This window comes from Lactobacillus sp. UMNPBX19 (assembly GCF_002553805.1).
Taxonomy (GTDB): Bacteria; Bacillota; Bacilli; order Lactobacillales; family Lactobacillaceae; genus Lactobacillus.
This window is the reverse complement of sequence record NZ_PCYR01000023.1, coordinates 1-25,200: the sequence shown is the minus strand read 5'-3', so window position 1 is coordinate 25,200 and position 25,200 is coordinate 1. Positions and strand designations below refer to the sequence as shown.

Genomic DNA, 25,200 nt, shown 5'->3' with positions numbered 1-25,200 from the left:
GTGTCTAACTAAAAAAATAAATCGACACTAAAAGATGTTTAAGTTGAAATTTAAACAAAAAATGAAGCCAAACTTCTTATTATGCTTGACTTTACGTAGAAAAACCCTCACGATAGGATATATCCATTAAAGTGAGGGAATTATCTATTAGTTTAATTGAACTAATTATTAATATCCAGTTTTGTTTTTCTTTCGGCTATATAAGTCTCTATATTTTTTAAATCCTCTTCAGTTGCCAAATTTAAAATAAAACTTTTAGTAGCAGAGCTCTTATTGATATATTGTACTCGTTCTTTATTAGTTTGATTCCATTTTTTATTTACTTTAGCTTTTGCTTCTGTTAGTTTAACCATTAAATATCAGCTTTCTAATTAAATATAAAACAAATCTAAGTGATATTGTATATTGCTATGATAACAGATTTATAGTTTCTTTCTCAGTCATAATATTTAGTTTTATAGCTTATCAATCGCTTACACGATACTTTACATAATTATTTTAACGTAATAAATATAAATTTGTTTTATCTGCAAAAGAATAAAAAATCCATCTCTCGATTATATAAAATCAAAAGATGGTTTTTAAACAAAACTAATTTTCATAAATATCAGTGAGCGCTTTTTCAAATTCAAAAAGCCAGCTCAGCTTATATCCAGCACGAGTGGGATGAATATCGTCAACCATATATAGTTGACGTTCATTTTCACTATAGTTAAAGTGCTTATCATCCCACATATTAAGAAACTTAAATTTCCATTTCTTTTGTAACTCTTTTGTTGCTTCTACTAATTCACCGTATTTTTTGGAATCAAAAAATGGATTAGAATAAATCAAAACAGGACAATTCCAAGTCTTTTTAACATACTCTAAAATGAATTCAATTGCTCCAATACTAGTTGTAATATCGTACTTGTCATTTTCACTAATTTTGCCTAAAGGAATATCAGCTTTAGCATCATTAGTTGAAAGCTGCAACACAAAAGCACTTATATTTTCTAAAATTGGAAGTTTCTCTAAGCGTGCTACATAAGAATCATCACCATTTTCTGCTAAGGTTGTTCCGGAAACAGCTTCTTTAAATGGATAAATCCCATCTTTTTTTCTTAAATAATCTACGAATGATTCACTCAAGGCACCTGCACCATAAGTAACAGAACTTCCTAAAAAGGCAATCTGTTTATCTACAAGCTTACTATTAGTAGACTGTGTCTCACTTACACTGTATTCAACCTGATTACCAGAGGCTTTAACTATCTTTGTCAAAAAGTCTTCATGTTGACCAGCAAACTCTAATAATTCAGGAATATTTTCTTCTGGAACCTTCAAATTATCAAAAACTTGTATTAAATTCATGATCCTATTCCTCAAATATTTTTTTATATTGATTATAGCCTTCCTCTTCTAGCTTATCATATGGGATAAATTTTAAGGAAGCTGAATTAATACAATACCGTAATCCACCTTGATCCACTGGCCCATCAGTAAAAACATGACCTAAGTGGGAATCAGCAATCGGACTCTTCACTTCTGTTCGCTCCATTCCATGTGACTGATCCCGCTTATAACTTAATTTCTTTATTGGCTTAGTAAAACTCGGCCAACCACATCCCGCATCATATTTATCTTGACTTGAAAAAAGTGGTTCACCAGAAACTACATCGACATAAATTCCTTTTTGACTAAAATCGTTATATTTTCCACTAAAAGGCATTTCAGTTGCTGCATGTTGTGTAACTTCATATTGCTCATAATTTAATTTTTTAAGAGCTTCTTTTTTATCAAACATTTTTTCACCTTCTAAAATTAAGGATATCAAATTTTAACATAAAAATGTTGTCTCATGATTTTTGTTTCTATACAATAATCTATAATATTAGAGGAGGATTTTTTATGCCAAAATTAGCAAATGATTTATCACTTACAAAAAATACACGATTAAATTCTTTAGGACCTTCAAAAATTAGAGCTTTTGATGAAAAAGCTTCTCAAATCTCAGGAATTATTAAATTAACGATTGGAGAACCGGACTTAAATACACCAGATCATATTAAAGATGCAGCTATTGCTGATATTAAAGCAAATGACTCACATTATGCACCACAAGCAGGTAAACCTGAGTTATTAGAGGCTATCAGCAACTACCTTGATCGCAGCCTTGATGTTAAATACGATCCAAAAACTGAAATTTGCGTTACAGTTGGAGCTACTGGTGCTTTAAATGACGTATTCATGTCAGTCTTAAATCCAGGTGATAAAATTTTAGTTCCTACTCCAGTATGGGCTTTATATTTTCAACTAATTAAATTAACAGGAGCTATCCCAGTCCAAATTGATACTTCAAAAGATGATTTTATCCTTACTCCTGAAAACCTTGAAACAGTCCTACAAAATGAAGGAAAAGGCGCTAAAGCAATTATTTTAACTGATCCATCTAATCCAACAGGTCGCGTTTATCCCGCAGCTACTTTAAAGGCACTTGCAGAGGTTATTACCAAGTATCATCTCTTCTCGGTTACTGACGAAATATATGGTGAATTGGTTTACGATAATAATGTTCATCATTCTTTATCTCAATATATTCCTGAGCGCAATATTCTAATTTCAGGGCTTTCAAAAGCATACGCAATGACTGGTTGGCGATTAGGATATATTGCGGCTCCTGCAGATATTATGAAAACTATTCAAAAAGTAAATGCATTTCTTGTGACTTCTGTAAGTGATAATGTTCAAGCTGCTGCAATTGAGGCCCTAAACAAAGGCCAAGCAGATCCTCTTGAAGCACGCAAAATTTACGAAGACAGATTAAAATTTATGAAAACTGGCCTAGAAAAATTAGGCTTTGAAATGTCTACGCCACAAGGCGCCTTCTATATTTTTGCTAAGATTCCTGATACCTTTGGTACCGACGATGAAGCTTTTGCGAATGAACTAGCTACTAAGGCAAAAGTTGGTGTAACTCCAGGTCGCTATTTTGGTAAGGGCGGTCAAGGATATGTTAGAATGTCTTATGCTTCTTCAACAGAGCAGCTACAAGAAGCCTTAAAACGAATTGCAAAATTTGTTGAAAATATTTAAATAAATAAAAAAATTGCATTACCTAACTTTTAAAGTAGGTAATGCAATTTTTTGTTACTCAAATTTTTAACTAAGATTATTCATCCCAAGTTGAATTCTTATCAGCATCTTCTTGAGCTTCTTTTTCAAGGCGCTGTTCTGTTTCCTTAACGCTGTCTTCATATTGCTTTTCAACTTCAATACCAATATCCGTTAATTGCTTATCAGCAACTGGAGCTGGAGCATGCATCATTGGCTCAGAAGCAGAAGCATTCTTTGGAAAGGCAGTAACGTCACGAATGTTGTCCTTACCTGCTAACATCATAGCTAATCGATCAAGACCAATAGCAAGACCAGCATGTGGTGGGAATCCCATGTCTAAAGCATCCATTAAGTAACCAAATTGTTCATAAGCACGTTTCTTAGTGAAACCTAAAGCCTTAAACATCTTTTCTTGAATTGAGCGTTTGTGAATACGGATTGATCCACCACCCATTTCATCTCCGTTCATAACAATATCGTATGAACGTGCATGAGCTTTATGAGGATCAGTATCTAACAACTTAATACCTTCATCATCTGGCATAGTGAATGGGTGGTGAGCAGCAATCCAGCGACCTAAACCTTCATCATATTCGAATAATGGCCAGTCAACTACCCATACAAAGTCAAAGACACCTTCTGGAATAATACCAGTTTCATGAGCAAATTCACGACGTAGGTGATCAAGTGAATCGGTAACCACCTTCCACTTGTCAGCAACAATAACGATTAATTCGCCGCCTTCAAGATCAAATTCTTTCTTCAAGGCTTCTTTGTTTTCATCAGTTAAGAAACGAGCAATAGGTCCTGAAAATTCGCCATCTTCATATTTAACCCAAGCTAAACCTTTAGCATTGTAGCGCTTGATGTAGTCTTGTTTTTCTTCAATCTTCTTACGTGAATATTCTTTAGCACCATTCTTAACAGCGATACCTTTAACCACACCGCCATCAGCAATTGCACCAGAGAATACCTTAAAGTCACTATCCTTGAAGATTGGGCTTAAATCATGAAGGTACATTTCATAACGAGTATCAGGCTTGTCAGAACCATACTTATTCATTGCTTCGTCCCAAGTAATACGCTTGATTGGAGTCTTTAAATCGATGTTCATAACATCTTTCATAATCTTCTTTAAAAGACCTTCAGTATAATCTTGAACACCTTGTTCATCTAAGAAAGAAGTTTCCATATCGATTTGAGTAAATTCTGGTTGACGGTCACCACGTAAGTCTTCATCACGGAAACAACGAGCTAATTGATAGTATTTATCAAAACCAGCACCCATTAATAATTGTTTAAATAATTGTGGTGATTGTGGCAAAGCGTAGAAACTACCTGGGTAAATTCTTGAAGGAACTAAATAGTCACGAGCACCTTCAGGAGATGATTTACCTAAAATTGGAGTTTCAATATCAATAAAACCTTGTTCATCGAAGTATTCGTGAACTGCCTTCAAGATCTTTGAACGTAAAATAATTGCTCTTTGAAGAGTTGGACGACGTAAATCAAGGTAGCGGTACTTCAAACGAGTTTGTTCTGCCGCATTAATATCATCTTTGATTTCAAATGGTGGTACTTTTGATTTGTTTAGTACGTCAATTTCAGTAGCATCTACTTCAACTTCACCAGTCTTCATTTCTGGGTTTACACTTGAACGCTTAACTACTTTTCCTTTTACTTCAATTACATCTTCATTATTCAATGAATCAGCAATTTCCATTAACTTTTCACCGGAATCTTTGTTAACAACAACTTGTACGATTCCTTCACGGTCACGAAGGTCAATAAAAACTAAGTTTCCTAAATTACGAACACGTTGAACCCAACCATAAAGTGTTACTTCTTGTCCTTCATATTTACTAGTAATATTACCAGCGTAATCAGTTCTTTTGTCCATATGTTCCATGTTAATCCTCCAATTTATTTATAACATCTTGCATATTATTTATATCTTCTAAGCTAAGATCGATAGTTTTACCATCACTTAAACGCTTAATATTTAAAACGCCATTTTCTAATTCTTTAGCTCCCAAGGTAATTACAAATGTTGCATGAACGCGATCAGCTTTTCTAAACTGTTGCTTAAGCTTCTTTTGGTCAACATCATATTGTGCACTAAAGCCTTGTTCACGTAAACTACGTGCAACTTCAACAGCTTTAAACTCAGTTCCTGCACCAATATTAGTAATAAAGAAATCTATTCCTTCTTCTTGGAAAAGGTCTGGATTTTGCTCTTTCAATACAAGCATTAATCTTTCTTCACCAATACCAAAACCAACTGCAGGTGTTTCTGGTCCATCAAACTCTTCAACTAAGTGGTTGTAGCGACCTCCACCTAAAATTGTCGTTGCTGATTCCCATAAATTCTTATCTTCAACCATGAACTCAAAAATAATTCCAGTGTAGTAATCAAGACCACGAACTAAATCATCATCCATTACATAGTTAATGCCCAATTGCTCTAACATATCAGTAATTGTTTTAAAGTTTTTCCGAGATTCATCATCTAAGTAGTCAACAATCTTAGGAGCATTAGGTAAAAACTTCTTATCTCGTTCATCTTTTGAATCTAAGATTCTTAATGGATTTTGACTTAAGCGACGTTGTGAATCTTCAGAAAGCTGATCTTTAATTGGTGTGAAGTAATTTACTAAAGCATCATGATATGCTTCACGAACTTGGGCATTACCTAAACTGTTAATGTGTAATTCGTAATTTTTAACACCTAATTCGGCGAGTAAATCATGTGCCATCATTAAAGTTTCTACATCTGCTAACGGACTGTCAGAGCCAAAACTTTCAACACCAATCTGGTGGAATTCACGTTGACGGCCAGCTTGTGGTCTTTCATATCTAAAAGTATTGTCAATATAGTAAACGCTAAATGGCTTTACAACATCTGGCCCATAAAGTTTATTTTCTACATAAGCACGCACTACACCAGCAGTTCCTTCAGGACGTAATGCAATGTGGCGACCACCCTTATCGTTAAAGTCGTACATTTCTTTTGAAACAACGTCTGAAGTTTCACCACTAGAACGTGAAAAAACTTCATAATTTTCAAAACTAGGTGTTCTTATCTCACGGTAATTAGCTCTTTTAAAAAAGTTCCTAGCGATAGATTCTACTTTTTCCCATGAGCCAGATTCTCCTGGCAAAATATCGACTGTACCTTTTGGTCTTTGAACTTTCATTTAATCATCCTTTAATATATTAATAAAAAAGCGCCCTTGAACTGAGTCAAGGGCGCAATAAATTAGCACGGTACCACCTTTTGCTTGCTGCGATTAACGCTCGCGAAACGATCCATTATCTGCTAAAGGTGTCACAGATCGCAACCTATCCGCTATTCTCACCAAACAAGCGGTCTCTGAGATAGATCATGCTAATCTACATTCTTTGTCATCGATAATTCCTTTTTAGCTTATATTTTTCAGTCAATAAAGTCAACCTTTGTAAGCCTTTACTTAAATATTTTAAATGTCTAAGACAATTGTAAAGGGACCATCATTTTCTAAACTAACCTGCATGTCAGCCCCAAATTCGCCTGTCTCAACATGGAATCCCTTATCTTCTAGTTCATGATTAAAGTCTTCCCATAATTGTTTTGACTTAGGTGGACGCATTGCTTCTACAAAACTTGGTCTATTTCCTTTTTTAGTATTTGCTAACAAAGTAAATTGACTAACGCTTAAGATTTCGCCATTAACATCTTTCAAAGATAAATTAGTTTTACCATCTTTATCTTCAAAAATACGCATTTTAGCAATTTTATCAGCTGCCTTTTTAACTTGTTCTAGTTCGTCACCATCCCGTAAGCCCACTAATAGAAGAAAACCACGCTTAATTTTACCTACGACTTCATTATCAATGGCAACCTGTGCCTTATTTACTCTTTGAATAACAACACGCATTAATTAATTGACCTCTTTGCTTCATAAACATTTGGCACATCCCTCATTCGACTTAAAATATCTTCCAAATGAGCTGCATCTCTAACTGAGACAATTGCATAAATATGGGCCATGTTATTACTATCTACTTTTCCAGATATATTGACAATATTCTTAGTCTTAGAATTTAGGGCATTGATTACATCACTTAAGAGACGAGAACCATTAAAACCATAAATTTCAATGTCAGCATTGTAGTTTTCTTTATTCTTATCTTTGGCGATATTTTCCCAAGCAACATCAATCAGTCGACCTTGCTTTTTAGCTTCTTCGGTTATATTTGGACAATCTGCACGGTGAATAGTTACGCCACGTCCTTTAGTTACATAACCAATAATTGGATCACCAGGAACAGGATTACAGCATTTAGCTAAATGCAGCATTAAATCCGATACACCCTGGACCATAACCCCATGCTTAACGCGCATAATGTCTGCTGGAGCATCTGAATCGTTGTCTTCTTCTGTACTTTGCTGACCAGCGTTCATAATTTTTTCTTCAAGTTGACGCTGCTTTTCATCTTCAGCTTTTTTACGTAAATCTTCAGTCAAACGATTTGCGACTGTTGCCGCAGAAACTTCACCATACCCAACTGCAGCAAACAACTCTTCATCGTTGTGATAGTTGAAATGATCTATAACCCGCTGGATATCAGCCTTAGTCATAAATTCTTTAGGAACTAAATCACGATTTGACAATTCTTGTTCAATCATGTTTTGTCCCTTTTCAATGTTTTCTTCTCTATCTTCAGCCTTAAAGAAGCGCTTGATTTTATTACGAGCACGTGAAGTTTTAACTAAGTTCACCCAGTCCCGAGATGGACGAGCTGATGCCTGAGTTAACATTTCAACGATGTCACCAGTTTTTAATTTGTAGTCTAGGGGAACAATTTTACCATTAATCCTAGCCCCAACAGAATGGGCCCCAACTTCTGAATGAATCATGTAGGCAAAATCTAAAGGACCCGATCCTTTAGGAAGTTCATAAACATCGCCTTTGGGAGTAAAAACATATACCCTATCTGAGAAGATATCAGTCTTGACACTCTTCATAAATTCATGAGAATCTTTGGTCTCATTTTGGAGCTCAAGAATTTCTTGAAACATGTTGAGCTTCTTATTTGCATCAGTTTGCTCAACTTCTCCCTTGACACCTTCTTTATAAGCCCAGTGTGCGGCAACACCATACTCAGCTACTTGGTGCATAGCCTCTGTTCTAATCTGAATTTCTAAAGGCTTGCCGCCAGGACCAATAATGGTTGTATGAAGTGACTGGTAGCCGTTTACCTTTGGAACGGCAATATAGTCCTTAAAACGACCTGGCATTGGCTTCCATTTAGTATGAACTGCACCTAAAACCGCGTAACAATCTTTCACAGATTTAACTATTACTCGAACAGCTAATAAGTCATAAATCTCGCTAAAGTCTTTGTGCTTATTAACCATTTTTTTATAAATTGAATAAATATGTTTTGGACGACCATAAATCTCATACTTAATGCCCAAGCTATCTAAAGTTTGCTTCAAAGTCGAAATTGCATCAGCAATATATCCTTCACGCTCACTTCGCTTAGATTGCATTAAATTAACAATTCGGTAATATTGTTGTGGGTTGAGATAATGTAAACTCATATCTTCAAGTTCCCACTTAATCGTTCCAATACCCAAACGATCAGCAAGAGGAGCATAGATATCTAAAGTTTCGTCTGCAATTCTTCTTTGTTTATCTGGGCGCAAATGGTCTAAAGTATGCATATTATGTAAACGGTCGGCCAATTTAACCATGATTACCCGTAAATCTTTAGCCATCGCAATTAACATCTTACGGTGATTATCAGCCAAGTATTCTTCATGGCTCTTAGATTTATATTGAATCTTACTTAATTTAGTCACACCATCAACAATAAATGCAACGTCCTTACCAAATTTTTCTTTGATATCATCGTTAGTTACAGGTGTATCTTCAACCGTATCATGTAAATATCCGGCCGCTACTGTATCAGGATCTAAACGTAAAGTTGCCAATGTTCCAGCAACTTGAGTGGGATGAATGATATAAGGTTGCCCGGAAACTCTGAATTGACCCTCATGTGCTTTCTTAGCAAATTCATATGCTGATTCAACAAAAGCTAAGTGTTCATCATTCATATATTTCTTACATTCAGCAAGAACTTCTTCATGAGTCATTTCATGATATTTTGACATAACGCATCACCTATTCTTTATTTCTTTTCTTTGTAAAAATCATCATGCCATAAACCAAATAATTCAAAACTTAAATATACTAAGCACAATAAGAAGTTATATTTAGCAAAGTGAATTAAAACTGCAATAGCAAAAACTACCGGAAAAAGAAGTAGCCACCAATAGCTCAACTTTCTAATTTGCATAATACGACCAATTTGGTAGCTTAAATAAGTATTAAAAATAAAGAAAACTAGTCCAATTCGCCAAACTCGACTTAGATGAACGAGTGGACAGATAATCCAAACAATTACTCCTAATAAAGTTAACCAAATAAGAGGCATAAATGATTTTTCATTTATTTTACTCCATGAAGCCTTAAAATTAAAATTTTTCTTTTCTTCACTATTTTTCTTCATTTTTTGCTTACCTTTTCTTTTAATTAATATTTTTAATTTGGTTTTCTAGCAATTAATAGTCCAATCCAGCGACCTTCTTGCATTTTCATTTTAATTATAAAATTATTATCTTCTAGCGCCTTCTCTATCTTAGGAAGTTGTAAATAATCAATTCCTGAAAAAATAATTTTACCATTTTCATTCAAATGATTATCTAGATCCGGAATTAATTCTAACAGAATATCAGCCAAAATATTTGCCACGATTAGATCATATTTTTCATTAATATCTTTTAACAAATTAGCCTTACGCACATCAATATTATCAATATTATTTAAGGCAATATTTTCTTTAGCGGCAGTAACAGCTTCATCAGAAATATCAGTTCCTAATACATGGCTTGCTCCTAACTTACTTGCAGCAATTGCCAAAATACCAGAGCCTGTACCAACATCTAAAACAGACATCGGCTTAACTAAAGCACGTTCCATAGCAAGCAAAACTAACTGTGTTGTCGTATGCCCACCAGTACCAAAGGCAAGTCCTGGATCTAAACGAATCAGTTGTTGATCAGAGAAAGCCGGTTGATAGTCTTCCCATTCAGGAACAATGGCTAAATGTCTTGAGAAATCAATCACATGATAGTATTTTTGCCAAGCTGTATTCCAATCTTCATCAGCCACTTCCTTAGTGCTAATTAAAACGTTGCCAGTATCTAAGCCATAACCCTTCATTTCAGCTATTTTATCAGTAATTTTTTGAACTAGCTTCTTTTTATCAGCATTTTCATAATCAAAATATGCTGTTAATTCTAAATCTTCAGGTAGGTTTTCAATATCATCTAGTTCAACTAAACTACTATCATGTTTTTGACCCTCTAAAACAAAGTCGCTACGCTTACGACTTTCAATTCCCTGTGCATCCAGTTCATCTTGCATGAAAAAACTTAATCCATCTTCTAATTCATGACTACATTCAACTTTTATCGCTAATAATTTCACTAATCTTGTCCCCTTTTGACATGTTAAATTCTCACGTTTATGATATTAAAAGGTGAGAAAAATGTCGAAAAAAAATAAAAAGAAAAAACTTAATAAAACGTTGATTGAGAAGATGCTCGACCAACAAAAGATTCCATATAAACAATTACAATTCGCCACAGTTCAAAAAGGCGATGTTAAACAAATGGATACTTCCATTTTAGACGATGAAGAGGCTTTGGTCTACAAAACCTTGGTATGTGAGGGAAATAAAAATAGTCCTGTAGTTGGAGTTGTTCCTGTTACCGAGCACTTAAGTATGAAAAAACTTGCTAAAGCTTCTGGTAACAAAAAATGTGAATTACTTCCACTTAAGAAGTTAGTCGCAACTACCGGTTATGTTCATGGGGCCAACACTCCAATTGGAATTTACCAAAAGCATCATTTTCCTATCTATTTAGATAGCAGTATGAAAGACCATGATCAAATTGCTGTTTCAAGTGGTGAAGTTGGTAGAAGTATCATGATCAATCCTGATGATTTACAAAAAGTCACTAATGCCTCTTTCGTTGATTTATTAGAGTAATAAGATTAAGTAAAAAGCTTCTCATGACTAGAAAAATAATTCTAGTTTTGAGAAGCTTTTTTAGCTACTTTTTAATTATTTTTACCCATCTAAACACACCGTAAATTATTAATAGTACCCAACTAAGGATTGAAATATAGAGTAAAATTGTAAACCAAATTGGGGTCTTGAATGAAAGAATTGCTGTATTCTTTCCTTTTCTTGACTGAACTTGTGGCATCCCTATTTCATTCACTTTTGGTTTTATTACTTTATTATTTAAACTCAACTCAGATTGTTTATAAATAAAAATCGGAAGTGTAGTTACTTTAGAAGTTGAGTCTTTCCAAGTGAGCTCTAATCGTCCATTTGAAAGAGCCTTTTGCTCAAAATTATTTTTTTGTGGAGACATACTCATTAACATACCAGTAATATCACTTGATTTGATCTTCTTTCTTACTGGTAGATAATCAGGACTATTAATTTCCACTTTATTGATATATGGAGCTAATCCCTTTTCCTTCATCTCCTTAGCATTGCTAGTAATTCCTTTGTTGTAAGTAATATTATTATTAATTTCATTAAAGTCGGCTCTAACATTGAATAGCACTACTACAATTGCTAATGCACTCGCAATCATTCCAAGTTTTTTACCATGCCTCTTAATTAATTCATTCAGTGTTAAACCAATTCCAAGAAATAGCAAAGGATATGCTACAACAGTAAACCGGTTAGGAAACTGTAAATACCCAGTTACTGCTGGTAGGGTGTCCTTCACAAATTGCCATGGAAACAAATTAGAACTTAAATATAGAAAGACTATCCCTTCTAAGGTAACAAAAGTATTTAATTTAGAAGACTTAAAGTTAAAGATTACATAAATTAGTTGAACAATAAATAGGAGCAATGTGACTTCAGTGATTGACGCCCACATTGTTGAAGTACCAGCAACAGATAGATTAACAGCGGTCAAAACTGGTGAGTAATCGATCGGAGATGCCATTTGATTAGTTGGATAGAGCAGTAAAAATGCACCCCATACGTTTGCTGTTAACACAATGAATAAGCCAACAGCTTTAAAGACATCAATCCACATCTGACGCTTATTTTCACTCAAAACTAATCCGTAAATAAAGAAAGGAATCAAGGCAAGAATGGAGAAGAAAGTGCTTAGCAAATGAATCTGAGCTACAATTGCCATTACAATTCCAAGACTAATCCAGCTAAATCGAGTTTTATGATTATTCAGCAGGTTAATTCCTTGGATCAATACGAATGGTATTAAAACGGCACCCCATGAGTTGAAAGCATTGGATCTCGGCCAATATGCAATATAACCAGTAGTTAAAAATAGGGCCGTAACTATTGAAGAAACAACTTGCGATATTTTAACCTTTCGACTTAAACGATAGATTCCCAGACCACCAACCAGAAAAATCAGGTAGGTTATAAGAATTTGAAAACGAAGCCAAGAACTACAAAATAAAAGTAAACTTCCCATTAAATAAGCAAAGAATGGGCCATATAAAGCATTGACTATTCGCCCACTTTCACCCATTCCATAATTCATTTGAAAGTAAGAGAAGTTATGATTCTGTATTTGCTGGTAAGTATCATAAAAACGATGAAAGTGAAAAGCAGTGTCGTCTAAAGTAAGACCAGATCGAGTAGTCAATTCGGTCCAAATTAAAACAGTTGCAATTACTAGACTCAAAATTATCGGAATAAGATAATCTATTATTTTATTTTTATATTTTTCTACACTATGATTTTTCATTTCTTACCTCTGATAAGTATTGTCTCAACTGTTTAATTGTATCATTCAACAAGTCGAAAAAAATACTTACTTACCACTTTTATTCTTCTGGAACTGACATATTTACCATATTTCTTCCCTTGCGATAGGCTTGTTTGACGTCATTAATAGTTAAATCTTTACCCTTTTGATCATATGCAACTAATACTTCTCTAACACCATCAGCAAACTTACTTAATAATCTAAATATAGTAATTTCTGCAAAGAATAGAACTAACAATAAGAAAACAGCAGTTGCAGAGATACGTGAAAGTGCAAATAAATTATGGAAGAAAATAATAGATAAAACTAATGCTAAAAAGGATCCACCTAAAACAGTCCACCTAAATTTATTTAGTGGTCTAGAAATATGGTATAGCACCATCATCCCTACTGCGACTAATAACATCGTAGCCGTTGTAGCTACTTCTGGTCTTCCTAATTCTAAAACCATATCTGCCACTACCAAAATTGAGACCGCGAGCATATCTGTAATTCCACCAGGAATTGCCCTTGACAATACATTAGGAATAAATTTTCCGCGAATACGGTTGTAATTATTTTCAAGAGCTAATAAGAATGATGGTAGACCAATAGTAAATGCTGAAATTAAGGCTATTTGAGCCGGACGCAATGGATAAGACATTGCAAAGGCAAGAGAAAAGATAGACATCAAAAATGAAAAGATATTCTTTACCAAGAACAAACTAGCTGATCTTTCAATGTTATTAACTACTTTTCTACCTTCATCTACAACTTTTGGCATTCTAGCAAAATCAGAATCTAATAAAACAACTTGGGATGCTTGAACAGCAGCACTATTGCCTGACGCCATAGCAATTGAACAATCTGCTGTCTTCATTGCTAAAATGTCGTTAACACCATCTCCTGTCATGGCAACAGTATTACCATTTTTTTGAAGAGCTTTAATTAACTTTTTCTTTTGATCAGGCTTAACACGTCCAAAAACGTTATATTTTTTAACAACTTCTTCATAGTCGCCTTCACCGATTTCGGTTGCATCAATCAACTTATCTGCATCCCGAATACCGGCCTGCTTTGCAACACGTGCTACCGTTAAAGGGTTATCTCCAGAGATCACCTTGATATTTACCCCTTGACGATCAAAATATTCAAAAGTACTTTTTGCTTCTTTACGGATTGGATTAGAAATTAAAATATATCCTAATAGCTCAACAGGCTCTACTAATTTTTCCTTTTCATCCCTTAGTGCATGCGGATATTTTCCAAAAACTAAAACACGATATCCTTGTCGGGTATATTGATTTATTTCTTTTTCGTAATTTTTAAATTGATCCCGCAATACAAACTCAGGCGCACCCATTAATAAAGTGTTGTTCTTAATAACTGCCCCACTATATTTATTTACCGAAGTAAACGGGATGATTTGCGTAGCCTGAATATTAAATTTTTGATTAAATGATTTTGCGACAGCTTTGATAGTCGCATTATCGTACGGCATATTTTGGGCAAAAATAGAAATTTCTTTGCTCAACTCTTCTTTAGTAACACTAACTGGAATAACTTCCTCCACTTCCATTTTAGGTTCAGTAATTGTTCCAGTCTTATCAACACATAGCACATTAACCCGAGCTAATGTTTCAACACTTTTCATATCATGAAGCATAACTTGGGAACGCGCTAAACGCATAGCTGCTAATGCCAAAGCAATTGTCGTTAATAAATACAGACCTTCAGGAATCATTCCAATAATTGCTGCTTCCATTGAGACAATACTGTCCGCTAAATTTAAATGATTTACATAACGGGCAACAATGAAGAGAGCAATTCCACATGGGATAATGATGATTCCAACCCATTTAATCAATCGATTAATTGAGCGCACCATTTCAGAGCCCTCTTTTGAATTCATCGCTTTAGCTTCTAAAGTTAGCTTAGAAACATAAGAATTCTTACCAACCTTTTCAAGCCGCGCATAGGCTTTTCCTGCAACTACAAAGCTTCCAGACATTAACTCTGCGCCAACATCTTTCTCTATTTCATCGGCTTCACCAGTTAGCAATGCTTCATTTACTCGTAATGTTCCAGAAATAACTTGCCCATCAGCAGGAATTTGATCCCCTGTTTTAAGTACAATTACATCCCCTAAAACTAGATCTTCGATTGGCACAATTTTTTCTTCTTGATCACGAATTACGGCTATTTTTGTTGTATTCATAACATTTAACTTGTCTAAAACACTTTTTGCACGTAATTCTTGGACAATCCCAATTATCATATTTGCGATGATAACTGGTAAGAATGTTAAATCTTTGTATTCTCCAACGATCACTAACAAGATCGCTAATACTAAAAATATCAAGTTAAAATACGTAAATGTATTTTCTTTAATTATTTGCCAGGTAGTCTTAGCCTGATCATTAACAGCTCGGTTAACTTTTCCCTCTTTAATTCTTTGCTCAACTTCTGCCTGTGTTAAGCCAATTGGTTGTTTAAAGTTTTCCTTCATTTGCATCCCTAAAAAAATTAATCTATCTGTAAATTGTCATCTTTTTCAATCGTTACCTCACCAGCTACATCAGTATTAAAAAAAGCAGAAATCTGGTGAACATCCCAGTTTTGGCCTAATCCCCACATCAGTTTAGTAATCGCACTCTCTGAAGTCATATCACGAGCACTAATTGCTCCTTCAAGCAGCGCTTCTCTCCCAACTTCATATTTTGTAAGATCACTTCGCTCATATAAGCATTGACTCGTCGCAATAATCGGTATTCCTCTTCTAATCAACTTTCCAATTGCAGCTACCATATTTCTGCGGATGTAATTCATCCCGCCTAAACCATACGCTTCAATTACAATTCCTTGACATCCGCTTTCGACCATTGCAAATAGTAAATTAGGATCAAAACCCGGGAATAGTTTAACTAAAGAAACATGAGGATTAATGTGAGTGTTTAAAGTTGTATCTTTCATATCTTTTGTATTTTTAGGTACCATTTGGTCAGAAAATACTAGGCCATCAGATGTTACTCTAGCTACTGGTGGTACATTAACACTTTCAAAAGCATCAAAATTAATTGTTCTCACTTTAACGCTTCTGCATCCCAGCATCACTTTTCTATCAAAGGCTAAATAAATATTAGGATGACAACTAGAAGCTGCCGCAAAGGCTAATTTCAAATTATCGGGTGCATCACTCAGCACTACATTAATTGGAACCTGACTTCCAGTTAAAACAACTGGAATATTAATATTTTGCAGCATAAAAGAAAGCATGGATGCTGTATAGGCCATGGTATCAGTACCGTGAGATACTACAATTCCATCATACTTATTCCGATTTTCATAAATTTTTTCAGCGATCAATTTCCATTCTTCAGGCTGAATATTAGATGAATCAAGTTGGAGAATATCCTCGACAGTAATATCATAAGGTAGTTCCCCTAACATATTGATTAACTGCTCACCAGATTCTTTAGGCACTAACCCAGCTTCTGAAACAACTGACGCAATTGTTCCACCCGTTGAAAGCAATAATATTTTCTTTTGCATTTTTCACTCACTCTTTAATTCTCTTGTTTTATTAATTATACGAAAAAAGTTGTCATAGTTTAAATTCCATGACAACTTTTTTAATAAAAATCTATCCGGCATGCCGCCAGTCTTTATCCATTAAAATCCGGGCTGCAATTAAACCTAATGGTAAACAAATTACAATCATTAAAGCTTGAACCATCCATAAGGCTCCTGCATTTAATGAGGTTAATCCTAAGTTAAACATAGCTCGGTACATATATAGTCCCGGCACCATAATTACAATTGACGGCACCGTAATAGCAATTCTCGGAAAACCAGTTTTGCGTCTAATAATTGAAGCTAACATTCCTGCAACAAAGGCTCCGATAAAAGCAGCCACAGCTGGTGGAACATTTGACCAATCAACCAAACTTAAGCGTAAAGTATTTGCTATAGCTCCGGAAATCCCTGCAACAGTTGCCATCGGGATCTTAGAGTTAAACATAATTGAAAAGCCAAAAACTCCGCAAAAACTAGCAACTAATCTTAAAAGAGTTAAAACTAATGGTGTTAGTCCTAATTTCTCAAAGTTTTGTGGATGCAGGTTTAAGATCAAAGCCATTACCCAACCAACTGCAGTTGCAACAACAATAATCATTATTGCATAAGCCATTCTCTCTAATCCTGATCTCATATCAAGCTTAGAAATATCCAGTCCAGATGTAATAAATGGAAAACCTGGAATCACAAAGAGCATGGCTCCAATGTATCCATCTAAATGATGAAGGCTAACTGGATAAAATAGTCTAATTAAGTAAAAACTACCCACATATACCGCGCAGGCTACAGCAACTGCTACTGTAATGTTAGCTAAAATAGTTAAATGTCGATCAATCATTTTTCGACGAATATAATTTCCGCAACCCGCACCCAAAAAAGCACAAATAACTTCAAAAATTCCGCCACCTAGTAAAAAAATAAATCCTGCACATGCAAGACCAGCAGCCAGTCCAACTTGCCACGGAGCATATTGCGATTTCATTGTCGAAATCTCTTCTAATCTGTTATGAATTTGCCCAATCGTCCAATTTCCGTTATCTTTTTTAAACTGACTAACAAAGTTTTCCATACGGTCCAACTTAGTCGTATTCACTCCTGTTGATGGTAAGCTTAGAGCTTGAGTATAGCTCTTACCATCCGCATCAACACAAGTATATTCGATTGAAACAAGTCCAATATCCGTGCTGCATGTCATATCTAAACAGCGAGCAATTGTATTCATCGCTGATCTTACACGCCACGCTCCGGTCCCACAAGAGAGAAGCATCATCCCAATATGCCCTACAATTACCGATCGTTCGGCCAAAGTCGCATTTTTAGCAGGTGTAATATTATCACTAGTAAAAAACTCCTGCCACCGAATTCGCATATGATGATGATGCGACAAAGTATGTTGATGATGGAGCTGATTTACACGTTCATTTTTACTTTCTTTACTATTCACTTTCATAGTCCCCAAACTTTGATTAAATATCATACCTTTAAAATTTTATCACACAAAAAACGTCTTGCACTCTCAACTTAAGTACAAGACGCTTTTAATTATTAAAATTATTGTTTAAAGGTTAATTCCGTCAACAACTTCCTTCATCTTAGCTGCTGAATAAGCCATTTTCTTCTTTTCATCTTCTGATAAGTGAAGCTCAATCACGTCACTAATTCCATTAGCAGTAACTACAGCTGGGCTTCCTAGGTAAAGATCATGAATACCATATTCTCCAGTCATTGGTGCAGATAGGGGCATCACTAGAGCTTTATTTTCTAAGATTGCCTTACAGATTTGTGTTAAGCACATTGCAACGCCATAAAAAGTTGCTCCCTTATTAGCAATGATCTTACCACCCTTTTTACGAACATCAGTCTCTAATTCAACCAATGTTTCTTCATCTAATTCCTTATAAGAACGAAGAGGCTTATGATCAATAATTGCTTCATCAAAGTTTTCAAAAGATGTATCACCATGTTCACCTAAAACATAAGCATCAATATGATCAACATTAACACCAGTCTTATGGGATAAAGCTACACGCAAGCGAGCTGTATCAAGGGATGTACCGGTTCCGATAACTTTATTCTTAGGAAAACCAGATAACTTTTGAGTTAAAGTAGTTAAAATATCTACTGGATTAGCAGAAACGACAAAAATACCGTTAAAACCGGATTCTACAATTGGTTTTATGATTGATTCTAAAATTTTAACATTAGTTTTTACCAAATCTAGTCTAGTCATTCCAGGTTTTCTTGCAGCTCCGGCAGTAATTACAGCAATATCGGCATCTTTTGCATCACTATAATCTCCACTCTTAACAGTGCATTGACCAACAAATGGGGCTAAGTCTTCTAAATCTAAAGCATCCCCTTCAGTAATTTTTTTGATTACATCACAAATTACCAATTCATCAATTCTAACATTTTGCAATAAGTCATTTGCAAAGGTTGAACCAACACGGCCGTCACCAACTAAAAATACTTTTCTACGACTCATTTTTATATGTACTCCTTTAAATGAAAGCTTAAGTTCTACACTTTAAGTATACACAAATAGCCTTTCTATTGAAAGCGCTTTATTTAATTAAATCCGCCATTGCTTTTCCAGCTTCACGACCAAAAATAATTGTTTCAGCAATCGAATTACCACCAATTCGATTGTTACCGTGTAAGCCACCACTAACTTCACCAGCAGCATATAAACCAGAAATAAAGTTTCCGTTAGTATCATAGACACGGGTATCAGGGGCCACATGAATTCCACCCATTGTGTAATGGATTGCAGGTGCAATATGAATTGCATAATATGGTGCATGGTCTAACTCAGCCATTCCGGTAGTACGGCCAAATTTTGTATCATCATTATTTGCTACTGCTTTATTCCAATTTTTAAGTGTTTCTTCGAGGTTGGAAACGGGCACTTTAATGTTTTCAGCTAATTTTTCAATAGTGTTTCCATGAACAACTAAATTAATTGAATCATAAAATTCAATTGCCTTAACCCTATCCCTAACTCCTTGGTCAAAGATCAAATATGCAGAATGTTCTGGAGTTTGGGTAATTGCATTTGATACGATCTTTCGCGTATTCAATTCATTAACAAATCTCCTACCTTGATGATCAACTAAAATAGCCCCTTCACCGCGTACTGCTTCACCAATTAAATACGCATGATCTGTATCTTGTTGAACTGTAGGGTGAACTTGAACTAACTCTAATTGCTCAAGTTGTGCTCCCACTTTATTAGCTAATTTTAAGCCGTCTCCAGTCGCACCAGGTTGATTAGTTGTCTTATAGTTACGCAAATCTGGTCGATACTTATCGATTAAATCTTTAGAAGCACCAAAACCACCAGTAGCAAGTAAAACTGCTTTGGCTTTTACTTGCCGATCATTATTAACTTCTACACCAGTAATTTTCTTGTTGTCATCTTGTAATAATTTAGTCACCTTAGCATCAGTAAAAATTGGAATATTATTTTCATCAGCAATTTTAAGTAAATTATTAACTAAAAATGCGCCAATTGGTGCCATTGAAGATGGACGGTGTGTACGTTTTTTGGACATACCACCTGTAATTGTTAAATCATCTACTTTAATTCCTAAGTCTTCAAGCCACGCAATAGCCAAAGGTGCATGCTCGACAAAATAATGTAGCATTTCACGGTCATTCATATAGCCGCCACCTTTTAGCGTCTCATCATAAAATTTTTGCATACTATCGTTTACACCTAAACGAGCTTGAACAATACTTTCAGCAGCATTCATACCAGAACTAGCTCTCATAGTGTTTCCACCTAAAAAGCCATTCTTTTCTAAAATTGCAACATTCAAACCATATTGCTGTGCTTGAATAGCTGCGGCTAATCCTGTACCACCGCTTCCGACAATAATGGTATCATATTCTTTTTGTAACTTATCTACTGTTTGTGTTGGAAATTTATATCCCATTCTTATTCCTTCTTTTAATCATCAATTGGCTTAGTATTCATTGCATTAGTCATGGTAATTGGTTTCATCCACTTATCATATTGTTCTTTAGTAACTAAGCCGCTATTTAAAGCTGCTGTACGCAAAGTCGTATTATTTTTAGCTGCAGTCTGTGCAATAGTAGCAGCTTCATGGTAACCAATATGTGGTGAAAGTGCAGTAACTGTCATTAATGAATTTGCTACATCCTTAGCCATTCTTTCTTTATTAACAGTCATACCATGAATCATCTTATCTGCAAAGCCAGAAATAGTTCCAGATAAAACATTGACAGACTCTAAAAATGCTGCAATCATCACTGGCTTAAAGACATTCATTTCAAAGTTTCCTTGAGATGCAGCCATAGTAATAGTTGTATCATTTCCAAAGACTCTCAAACATGCCATGGTAACGGCTTCCGCTTGAGTCGGATTTACTTTACCTGGCATAATTGATGAACCAGGTTCGTTTGCAGGTAAATTAAGTTCTCCTAAACCAGCCCTTGGGCCAGATCCTAAGAAACGAATATCTTGAGCAATTTTGAACATATCAGCTGCCAAAGCTTTTAAAGCACCATGCACAACATTTAAGCCTGAGTGATTTGCTAAACCAAAGAATTTATTTGTATCAACTTTAAAATTATGTCCATACTTTCTTGATAAACGCTCAGCGATATCTTCTGCCATACCAGGAGCTGCATTAAGTCCAGTGCCAACAGCAGTTCCTCCAATTGGTAATTCATAAAGTGTTTCTTCTAACTTGTTAATGTAGGATAAATCATGATTAAGAGCAGAAATATAGCCTGATAGTTCCTGACCAAAAGTCAATGGAACCGCATCTTGCAAGTGGGTTCTTCCTACTTTAACCGTTGTCCAATACTCATCTTGTTTCACTTTTAGCTCTTTAATCAAGTGTTTAATAGAAGGTTTTAAGTCGTCTAACGCTTGTGTTGCAACTAAATTCATTGCAGTTGGAAAAGTATCATTTGATGATTGTCCCATGTTCACGTCATCATTAGGTAAAATATCTAAACCGGGATGATTTTTATTAGCAAGATTAGCCACCACTTCATTAACATTCATATTAGTTTGGGTACCTGATCCAGTTTGATAGACATGCAATGGAAAATATGGTTGCAATTCTTCATTGTTTAAATCAAGTAGCTGATGAATTGCTTCAATAATGGCACGTCCCTTTTCTTCTGTTTCAGTTCCTGCTTCAATATTAGCTTGAGCAGCAGCTAGCTTTATTTGAAGAAGTGCACGAATAATACCAATTGGCATTAACGCTCCAGTATGGAAATTATCCTTACTTCTTTGTGTTTGTGGACCCCACAATGCCTTTTCAGGAATTTCTACTGGGCCTAATGTATCACTTTCAACACGATAACCTTTTTTCACCATATTTTTGTCCTCCGTTTTCATTATCTTCATTATAAGCTACATTTAAATGAAAGGGCATACAAAAAGCGGAGAATATAATTCTTCGCTAATATAATTGTATTAAATTATACTAAAAATACTTTTTCAATGCTATACGCTTATCGTTCTTGATGATTCAACTTCTTAGCAACTAGGTCTCCAATCACTTGAACAATCAATACCAATAATAAAACTAATAAAGTTGCTACCAAAGTCACATCATTATTAAATCTATTGTATCCATATGAAATGGCTGTATTACCTAAGCCACCAGCACCAACGGCTCCTGCCATTGCAGTTAATCCAATTAAACTAATCAAAGTCACGGTTGAAACTCGAGTTAATTCAGATCTACTTTCTCTTAAATATACGTCAAAAATAATATCTTTGGTTGAAGCACCTAATGCTTCTGCAGCTTCAATCTTTCCTTTATCTACACTTTCAAGTGCAACTTGAACTTGTCTAGCAAAAAATGGGAACACACCTAAAGTTAATGGTACTAAAGCTGCTTTCATCCCAATTTGAGTTCCAACAATTTTTTGGGTGACTGGAGCAACAAATGCTAGCAAAATAATAAATGGCACAGCTCTAAAAATCGATACGATTTTATCAACAATCCAATAAACTATTTTATTAGCTAAAATTCCTTTTGGTTTTGTTAAAACTAATAATAATCCAAAAATTAAACCTAGAATTCCCCCAAAAATAGCTGACCAAAAAGTCATAAATAAGGTTTGGAAAATAGCTGTTCCCCAACCAGCATCTCCGCCCCAACCTAGGGCTACTACATTAGGAAAGTTTTTAGTGAAAAAACTAATCATTAGTCAGCACTCCTTTATCTAACTTCGTTACTACAACATTTTTACTCTCCAAGAATTTAATAGCTTCTTTTTGCTTTAATTCATCTAAATTTAATAAAATTGCAAGTGTTCCTATTGGTTCACCACTTAGAACTTCTACATTTCCATATAAAATACTTGCTTTTGTATTCAATGAAACATCTAAATCAGCCACAATTGATTTAGTTACATCATTGATGCTATAAACTAATTGATACAATTCTGCGTTCTCGGCTAATTTATCAAAGTTATAAGTATTCAAAATATGTTGAGCCTGCAAGGCCCCACCCACAAATTGACGCGTAAGTTGCTTTTGAGGATGTAAGAAGACCTCTCTCAACTCACCTTTTTCGATTACTTTTCCCTTTTCCATTACTGCAATTTTATTTGCTACACGTTTTACAGCATCCATTTCATGGGTAATTAAAACAACAGTTAGGCCTAATTTTTTATTTAGATCATATAATAAATCTAAGATTTGATTAGTAGTTTTTGGATCAAGGGCACTAGTTGCCTCATCAGAAATCAAAATATCAGGATCATTGGCCAGGGCACGCGCAATAGCTACACGCTGTTGCTGACCTCCAGACAACTGAGCCGGATAAAAATCTGCCTTATCTTTTAAGCCAACTAATTCTAACAAATGAAGAGATTTTTCCTCTAATTCTTGATCAGATAAGCGACTATGTTGCAGCGCAAAAGCAACATTTTCAATAACAGTTTCTTCGTTCAATAGGTTGAAATTTTGAAAAATCATCCCAATTTTACGTCTTTTTTCTTGAAGTTGCTTCTTACTAATTTGCAATTTATTGTCTTTAAACAACACTGTTCCATTCACTTCTACTGAGCCGGCAGAAGGATATTGTAACAAGTTAATTGTTCTAACCAAAGTAGACTTACCTGCCCCTGAAAATCCAATTACACCGTAAATGTCACCCTTATTTATTTCTAAACTTACATCGTTAACTGCTTTATTCTGTCCAAATTGAACGGTAATATTTTTCAAATCAATTTGTGCTGCCATTAGACTGCTCCTCCTCTTACTTTAATTTTAATCCCCAAGCTGCAACTTCAGTCTTGCCATAAAGTTTGTCAGATAATTTCTTAGTTTTTTCAGTTTGATATGCCTTAACTAAATCCTTATAAATTTTGTTATTCTTATCTTTTTTATTTGCCACAATTATGTTAATCCATTGTTCAGAATCTTTATTCAAAGGCTCAATATAAATTGTTTGCTTATCACCTAATTTAGCAGGAACGGCATAAGTATTATTAACAATACTTGCATCTACATCATCAATTACTCTTGCTGTTTGTTCTGCACTAACTTCCTTAATTTTTAGTCCCTTAGGATTTGAAGTAATATCAGTTACTGTTGCAAGTTTAACGCCCTTTTTCAAGTTAATTAGTCCAGCATTTTTCAAGACATATAAAGCTCTTGATTCATTAGATGCATCATTTGGTACTGCAATTGTAGCGCCTTGTGGCAAATCATTAATGCTCTTATATTTCTTTGAATACAACCTGATTGGAGCAATATAAGTATTCCCAATTGCGACCAGTGAACCATGATTTGCCTTATTCCAAGCATTTAAAAATGTATAGTGCTGGAAAGCATTTAAATCAATATCACCATTTTGAAGTGCCTTATTTGGTTGATTATAGTCAGTAAAATTCTTAGTTTTAATTTTTATGCCATACTCTTCTTCAGCAGTTTCTGCTACACTTTTCCAAATTTCGGCATCTTGCTTAGTTTGACCAACCACACCCACTACTACTTCTTTTTGATTCTTGGCAGTTTTACTGGTTGGACCAAAACTAAACCATCCAGCAATTACAATTAAAACTGCCACTAGTGACCAAATTATTCTATTTCTAATTCTCTTTTTATGCATTGTACTTTCCTCCAAACAAAAAAGCACTCATCCATAAAAGGACGAGTGCTCGCGTTACCACCTTTAATTTGCCATTTACTCACATAAATGACCTTAGTAAGTAGCTCCTAATTTTCATTAAGAATTACCTTGCGTTTTTAACGATCGCAACTCCGTTGATAACTTATTATTAAAATTCGTTACCACCATTTTAATCTCTAGTCCATCTTCAATTAGCTGTTTTATCTACTTCCACCACACGTAGACTCTCTAAAAAGACATCACCAATTTACTCAACTAGCAAAATGTTTATGTTAATTGTTAAAAGTATATTATAATCTTAATCAAATTTCGTCAAGTCTTTTTTATTTTTTATTTTCTTATCGAAATCATTATATTATCCTGATACATGAGGATATTTAAGAATGGAGAAAGAATGATGAAAAATAATATTGTCAAAATAATAATGTGGATCCTCTTTTGGTTTTATCTAATTCCATATTATTTACTAAAAAAATTTATTTCGCCGATTGTAAAATTAAATTGAACACTTGATAGAAAATAAAAAGTCCATTTGGA

Annotated in this window: 21 protein-coding genes and 1 pseudogene; 3 read left to right on the top strand and 19 right to left on the bottom strand. The window is 34.7% G+C overall.

Annotated elements, in window-relative coordinates; genetic code table 11:
- Positions 1–161: 161 nt before the first annotated feature.
- The 3 genes from CP370_RS07160 to msrB all read right to left on the bottom strand — a co-directional run bounded on the left by CP370_RS07160 (position 162) and on the right by msrB (position 1,786).
- Complete coding sequence (locus tag CP370_RS07160; RefSeq protein ID WP_087285008.1) at positions 162–353, bottom strand: hypothetical protein; 192 nt, start codon at positions 351–353, stop codon at positions 162–164.
- A gap of 238 nt (positions 354–591) precedes the next feature.
- The gene (locus CP370_RS07155; RefSeq protein WP_087713062.1) at positions 592–1,353 is read right to left on the bottom strand and encodes an SGNH/GDSL hydrolase family protein; all 762 of its coding nucleotides are present in this window, start codon (positions 1,351–1,353) and stop codon (positions 592–594) included.
- A 4-nt stretch (positions 1,354–1,357) separates the two neighbouring features.
- Entirely contained in the window at positions 1,358–1,786 is a 429-nt protein-coding gene (gene msrB, locus CP370_RS07150; RefSeq protein WP_087713063.1) for a peptide-methionine (R)-S-oxide reductase MsrB, read from the bottom strand.
- A 104-nt stretch (positions 1,787–1,890) separates the two neighbouring features.
- On the opposite strand from msrB, the gene CP370_RS07145 reads away from it, so the two are divergent.
- The gene (locus CP370_RS07145) at positions 1,891–3,075 is read left to right on the top strand and encodes an aminotransferase class I/II-fold pyridoxal phosphate-dependent enzyme (protein ID WP_087713064.1); all 1,185 of its coding nucleotides are present in this window, start codon (positions 1,891–1,893) and stop codon (positions 3,073–3,075) included.
- Between the two features lie 76 nt (positions 3,076–3,151).
- Here CP370_RS07145 and aspS read toward each other — a convergent pair whose 3' ends face one another.
- From aspS to prmA, 6 genes are all read right to left on the bottom strand, one after another.
- On the bottom strand, positions 3,152–5,005 hold the full coding sequence (gene aspS, locus CP370_RS07140; protein WP_012846053.1) for an aspartate--tRNA ligase: 1,854 nt from the start codon (positions 5,003–5,005) through the stop codon (positions 3,152–3,154).
- 1 nt (position 5,006) lies between these two features.
- Positions 5,007–6,293 carry a histidine--tRNA ligase gene (hisS, locus tag CP370_RS07135; protein ID WP_087713065.1) on the bottom strand — a complete coding sequence of 429 codons (1,287 nt, stop codon included), beginning with the start codon at positions 6,291–6,293 and terminating at the stop codon, positions 5,007–5,009.
- Positions 6,294–6,575: 282 nt separating this feature from the next.
- Positions 6,576–7,013, bottom strand: a complete 438-nt coding sequence (gene dtd, locus CP370_RS07130) for a D-aminoacyl-tRNA deacylase (protein ID WP_061399931.1) — start codon at positions 7,011–7,013, stop codon at positions 6,576–6,578.
- On the bottom strand, positions 7,013–9,256 hold the full coding sequence (locus CP370_RS07125; RefSeq protein WP_087713066.1) for a bifunctional (p)ppGpp synthetase/guanosine-3',5'-bis(diphosphate) 3'-pyrophosphohydrolase: 2,244 nt from the start codon (positions 9,254–9,256) through the stop codon (positions 7,013–7,015). Before CP370_RS07125 ends, dtd begins: the two co-directional genes overlap by 1 nt.
- Positions 9,257–9,273: 17 nt before the next feature.
- The gene (locus tag CP370_RS07120; RefSeq protein ID WP_004895134.1) at positions 9,274–9,654 is read right to left on the bottom strand and encodes a hypothetical protein; all 381 of its coding nucleotides are present in this window, start codon (positions 9,652–9,654) and stop codon (positions 9,274–9,276) included.
- Positions 9,655–9,686: 32 nt separating this feature from the next.
- Positions 9,687–10,634, bottom strand: a complete 948-nt coding sequence (gene prmA / locus CP370_RS07115; protein ID WP_087713067.1) for a 50S ribosomal protein L11 methyltransferase — start codon at positions 10,632–10,634, stop codon at positions 9,687–9,689.
- Between the two features lie 61 nt (positions 10,635–10,695).
- Between prmA and ybaK the strand changes: the two genes are divergently transcribed.
- Positions 10,696–11,199 carry a Cys-tRNA(Pro) deacylase gene (gene ybaK, locus CP370_RS07110; RefSeq protein WP_069168397.1) on the top strand — a complete coding sequence of 168 codons (504 nt, stop codon included), beginning with the start codon at positions 10,696–10,698 and terminating at the stop codon, positions 11,197–11,199.
- 64 nt (positions 11,200–11,263) lie between these two features.
- On the opposite strand, the gene CP370_RS07105 is transcribed toward ybaK, so the two are convergent.
- The 10 genes from CP370_RS07105 to CP370_RS07060 form a co-directional block, all read right to left on the bottom strand.
- The gene (locus CP370_RS07105; RefSeq protein ID WP_087713068.1) at positions 11,264–12,955 is read right to left on the bottom strand and encodes a 6-pyruvoyl-tetrahydropterin synthase-related protein; all 1,692 of its coding nucleotides are present in this window, start codon (positions 12,953–12,955) and stop codon (positions 11,264–11,266) included.
- Positions 12,956–13,034: 79 nt separating this feature from the next.
- Positions 13,035–15,464, bottom strand: a complete 2,430-nt coding sequence (locus CP370_RS07100; RefSeq protein WP_087285015.1) for a cation-translocating P-type ATPase — start codon at positions 15,462–15,464, stop codon at positions 13,035–13,037.
- Positions 15,465–15,481: 17 nt separating this feature from the next.
- Entirely contained in the window at positions 15,482–16,507 is a 1,026-nt protein-coding gene (locus CP370_RS07095; RefSeq protein WP_087713069.1) for an asparaginase, read from the bottom strand.
- A 91-nt stretch (positions 16,508–16,598) separates the two neighbouring features.
- Positions 16,599–17,981 (bottom strand): threonine/serine exporter ThrE family protein, encoded by a 1,383-nt coding sequence (locus tag CP370_RS07090; RefSeq protein ID WP_012846043.1) that lies wholly within the window; start codon positions 17,979–17,981, stop codon positions 16,599–16,601.
- A 108-nt stretch (positions 17,982–18,089) separates the two neighbouring features.
- Positions 18,090–19,016: an L-lactate dehydrogenase gene (locus tag CP370_RS07085; protein WP_012846042.1), complete on the bottom strand. Its 927-nt coding sequence runs from the start codon at positions 19,014–19,016 to the stop codon at positions 18,090–18,092.
- Positions 19,017–19,095: 79 nt separating this feature from the next.
- The gene (locus CP370_RS07080; protein ID WP_087713070.1) at positions 19,096–20,469 is read right to left on the bottom strand and encodes a flavocytochrome c; all 1,374 of its coding nucleotides are present in this window, start codon (positions 20,467–20,469) and stop codon (positions 19,096–19,098) included.
- Between the two features lie 14 nt (positions 20,470–20,483).
- Positions 20,484–21,890 carry a class II fumarate hydratase gene (locus CP370_RS07075; protein WP_087713071.1) on the bottom strand — a complete coding sequence of 469 codons (1,407 nt, stop codon included), beginning with the start codon at positions 21,888–21,890 and terminating at the stop codon, positions 20,484–20,486.
- Between the two features lie 137 nt (positions 21,891–22,027).
- Positions 22,028–22,729: a methionine ABC transporter permease gene (locus CP370_RS07070; protein ID WP_012846039.1), complete on the bottom strand. Its 702-nt coding sequence runs from the start codon at positions 22,727–22,729 to the stop codon at positions 22,028–22,030.
- Positions 22,722–23,771: a methionine ABC transporter ATP-binding protein gene (locus CP370_RS07065; protein ID WP_087713072.1), complete on the bottom strand. Its 1,050-nt coding sequence runs from the start codon at positions 23,769–23,771 to the stop codon at positions 22,722–22,724. The genes CP370_RS07070 and CP370_RS07065 overlap by 8 nt, the downstream gene beginning before the upstream one ends.
- A gap of 16 nt (positions 23,772–23,787) precedes the next feature.
- Positions 23,788–24,642 (bottom strand): MetQ/NlpA family ABC transporter substrate-binding protein, encoded by an 855-nt coding sequence (locus CP370_RS07060; RefSeq protein WP_087713073.1) that lies wholly within the window; start codon positions 24,640–24,642, stop codon positions 23,788–23,790.
- Positions 24,643–25,057: 415 nt separating this feature from the next.
- On the opposite strand from CP370_RS07060, the pseudogene CP370_RS10035 reads away from it, so the two are divergent.
- Positions 25,058–25,144: pseudogene (locus CP370_RS10035) on the top strand (DNA-entry nuclease); the annotation flags it as partial.
- Positions 25,145–25,200 lie beyond the last annotated feature (56 nt).

What these genes read in the sequence shown, in the direction of transcription:
- CP370_RS07100 (WP_087285015.1), bottom strand. Translation starts at nt 15,464, where the DNA reads ATGAAGGAAAACTTTAAACAACCAATTGGCTTAACACAGGCAGAAGTT.
- CP370_RS07090 (WP_012846043.1), bottom strand. Translation starts at nt 17,981, where the DNA reads ATGAAAGTGAATAGTAAAGAAAGTAAAAATGAACGTGTAAATCAGCTC.
- CP370_RS07120 (WP_004895134.1), bottom strand. Translation starts at nt 9,654, where the DNA reads ATGAAGAAAAATAGTGAAGAAAAGAAAAATTTTAATTTTAAGGCTTCA.
- CP370_RS07105 (WP_087713068.1), bottom strand. Translation starts at nt 12,955, where the DNA reads ATGAAAAATCATAGTGTAGAAAAATATAAAAATAAAATAATAGATTAT.
- CP370_RS07155 (WP_087713062.1), bottom strand. Translation starts at nt 1,353, where the DNA reads ATGAATTTAATACAAGTTTTTGATAATTTGAAGGTTCCAGAAGAAAAT.
- aspS (WP_012846053.1), bottom strand. Translation starts at nt 5,005, where the DNA reads ATGGAACATATGGACAAAAGAACTGATTACGCTGGTAATATTACTAGT.
- CP370_RS07080 (WP_087713070.1), bottom strand. Translation starts at nt 20,469, where the DNA reads ATGGGATATAAATTTCCAACACAAACAGTAGATAAGTTACAAAAAGAA.
- CP370_RS07145 (WP_087713064.1), top strand. Translation starts at nt 1,891, where the DNA reads ATGCCAAAATTAGCAAATGATTTATCACTTACAAAAAATACACGATTA.
- CP370_RS07060 (WP_087713073.1), bottom strand. Translation starts at nt 24,642, where the DNA reads ATGCATAAAAAGAGAATTAGAAATAGAATAATTTGGTCACTAGTGGCA.
- msrB (WP_087713063.1), bottom strand. Translation starts at nt 1,786, where the DNA reads ATGTTTGATAAAAAAGAAGCTCTTAAAAAATTAAATTATGAGCAATAT.
- hisS (WP_087713065.1), bottom strand. Translation starts at nt 6,293, where the DNA reads ATGAAAGTTCAAAGACCAAAAGGTACAGTCGATATTTTGCCAGGAGAA.
- CP370_RS07160 (WP_087285008.1), bottom strand. Translation starts at nt 353, where the DNA reads ATGGTTAAACTAACAGAAGCAAAAGCTAAAGTAAATAAAAAATGGAAT.
- CP370_RS07085 (WP_012846042.1), bottom strand. Translation starts at nt 19,016, where the DNA reads ATGAGTCGTAGAAAAGTATTTTTAGTTGGTGACGGCCGTGTTGGTTCA.
- CP370_RS07070 (WP_012846039.1), bottom strand. Translation starts at nt 22,729, where the DNA reads ATGATTAGTTTTTTCACTAAAAACTTTCCTAATGTAGTAGCCCTAGGT.
- CP370_RS07095 (WP_087713069.1), bottom strand. Translation starts at nt 16,507, where the DNA reads ATGCAAAAGAAAATATTATTGCTTTCAACGGGTGGAACAATTGCGTCA.
- CP370_RS07065 (WP_087713072.1), bottom strand. Translation starts at nt 23,771, where the DNA reads ATGGCAGCACAAATTGATTTGAAAAATATTACCGTTCAATTTGGACAG.
- dtd (WP_061399931.1), bottom strand. Translation starts at nt 7,013, where the DNA reads ATGCGTGTTGTTATTCAAAGAGTAAATAAGGCACAGGTTGCCATTGAT.
- CP370_RS07075 (WP_087713071.1), bottom strand. Translation starts at nt 21,890, where the DNA reads ATGGTGAAAAAAGGTTATCGTGTTGAAAGTGATACATTAGGCCCAGTA.
- CP370_RS07125 (WP_087713066.1), bottom strand. Translation starts at nt 9,256, where the DNA reads ATGTCAAAATATCATGAAATGACTCATGAAGAAGTTCTTGCTGAATGT.
- ybaK (WP_069168397.1), top strand. Translation starts at nt 10,696, where the DNA reads ATGTCGAAAAAAAATAAAAAGAAAAAACTTAATAAAACGTTGATTGAG.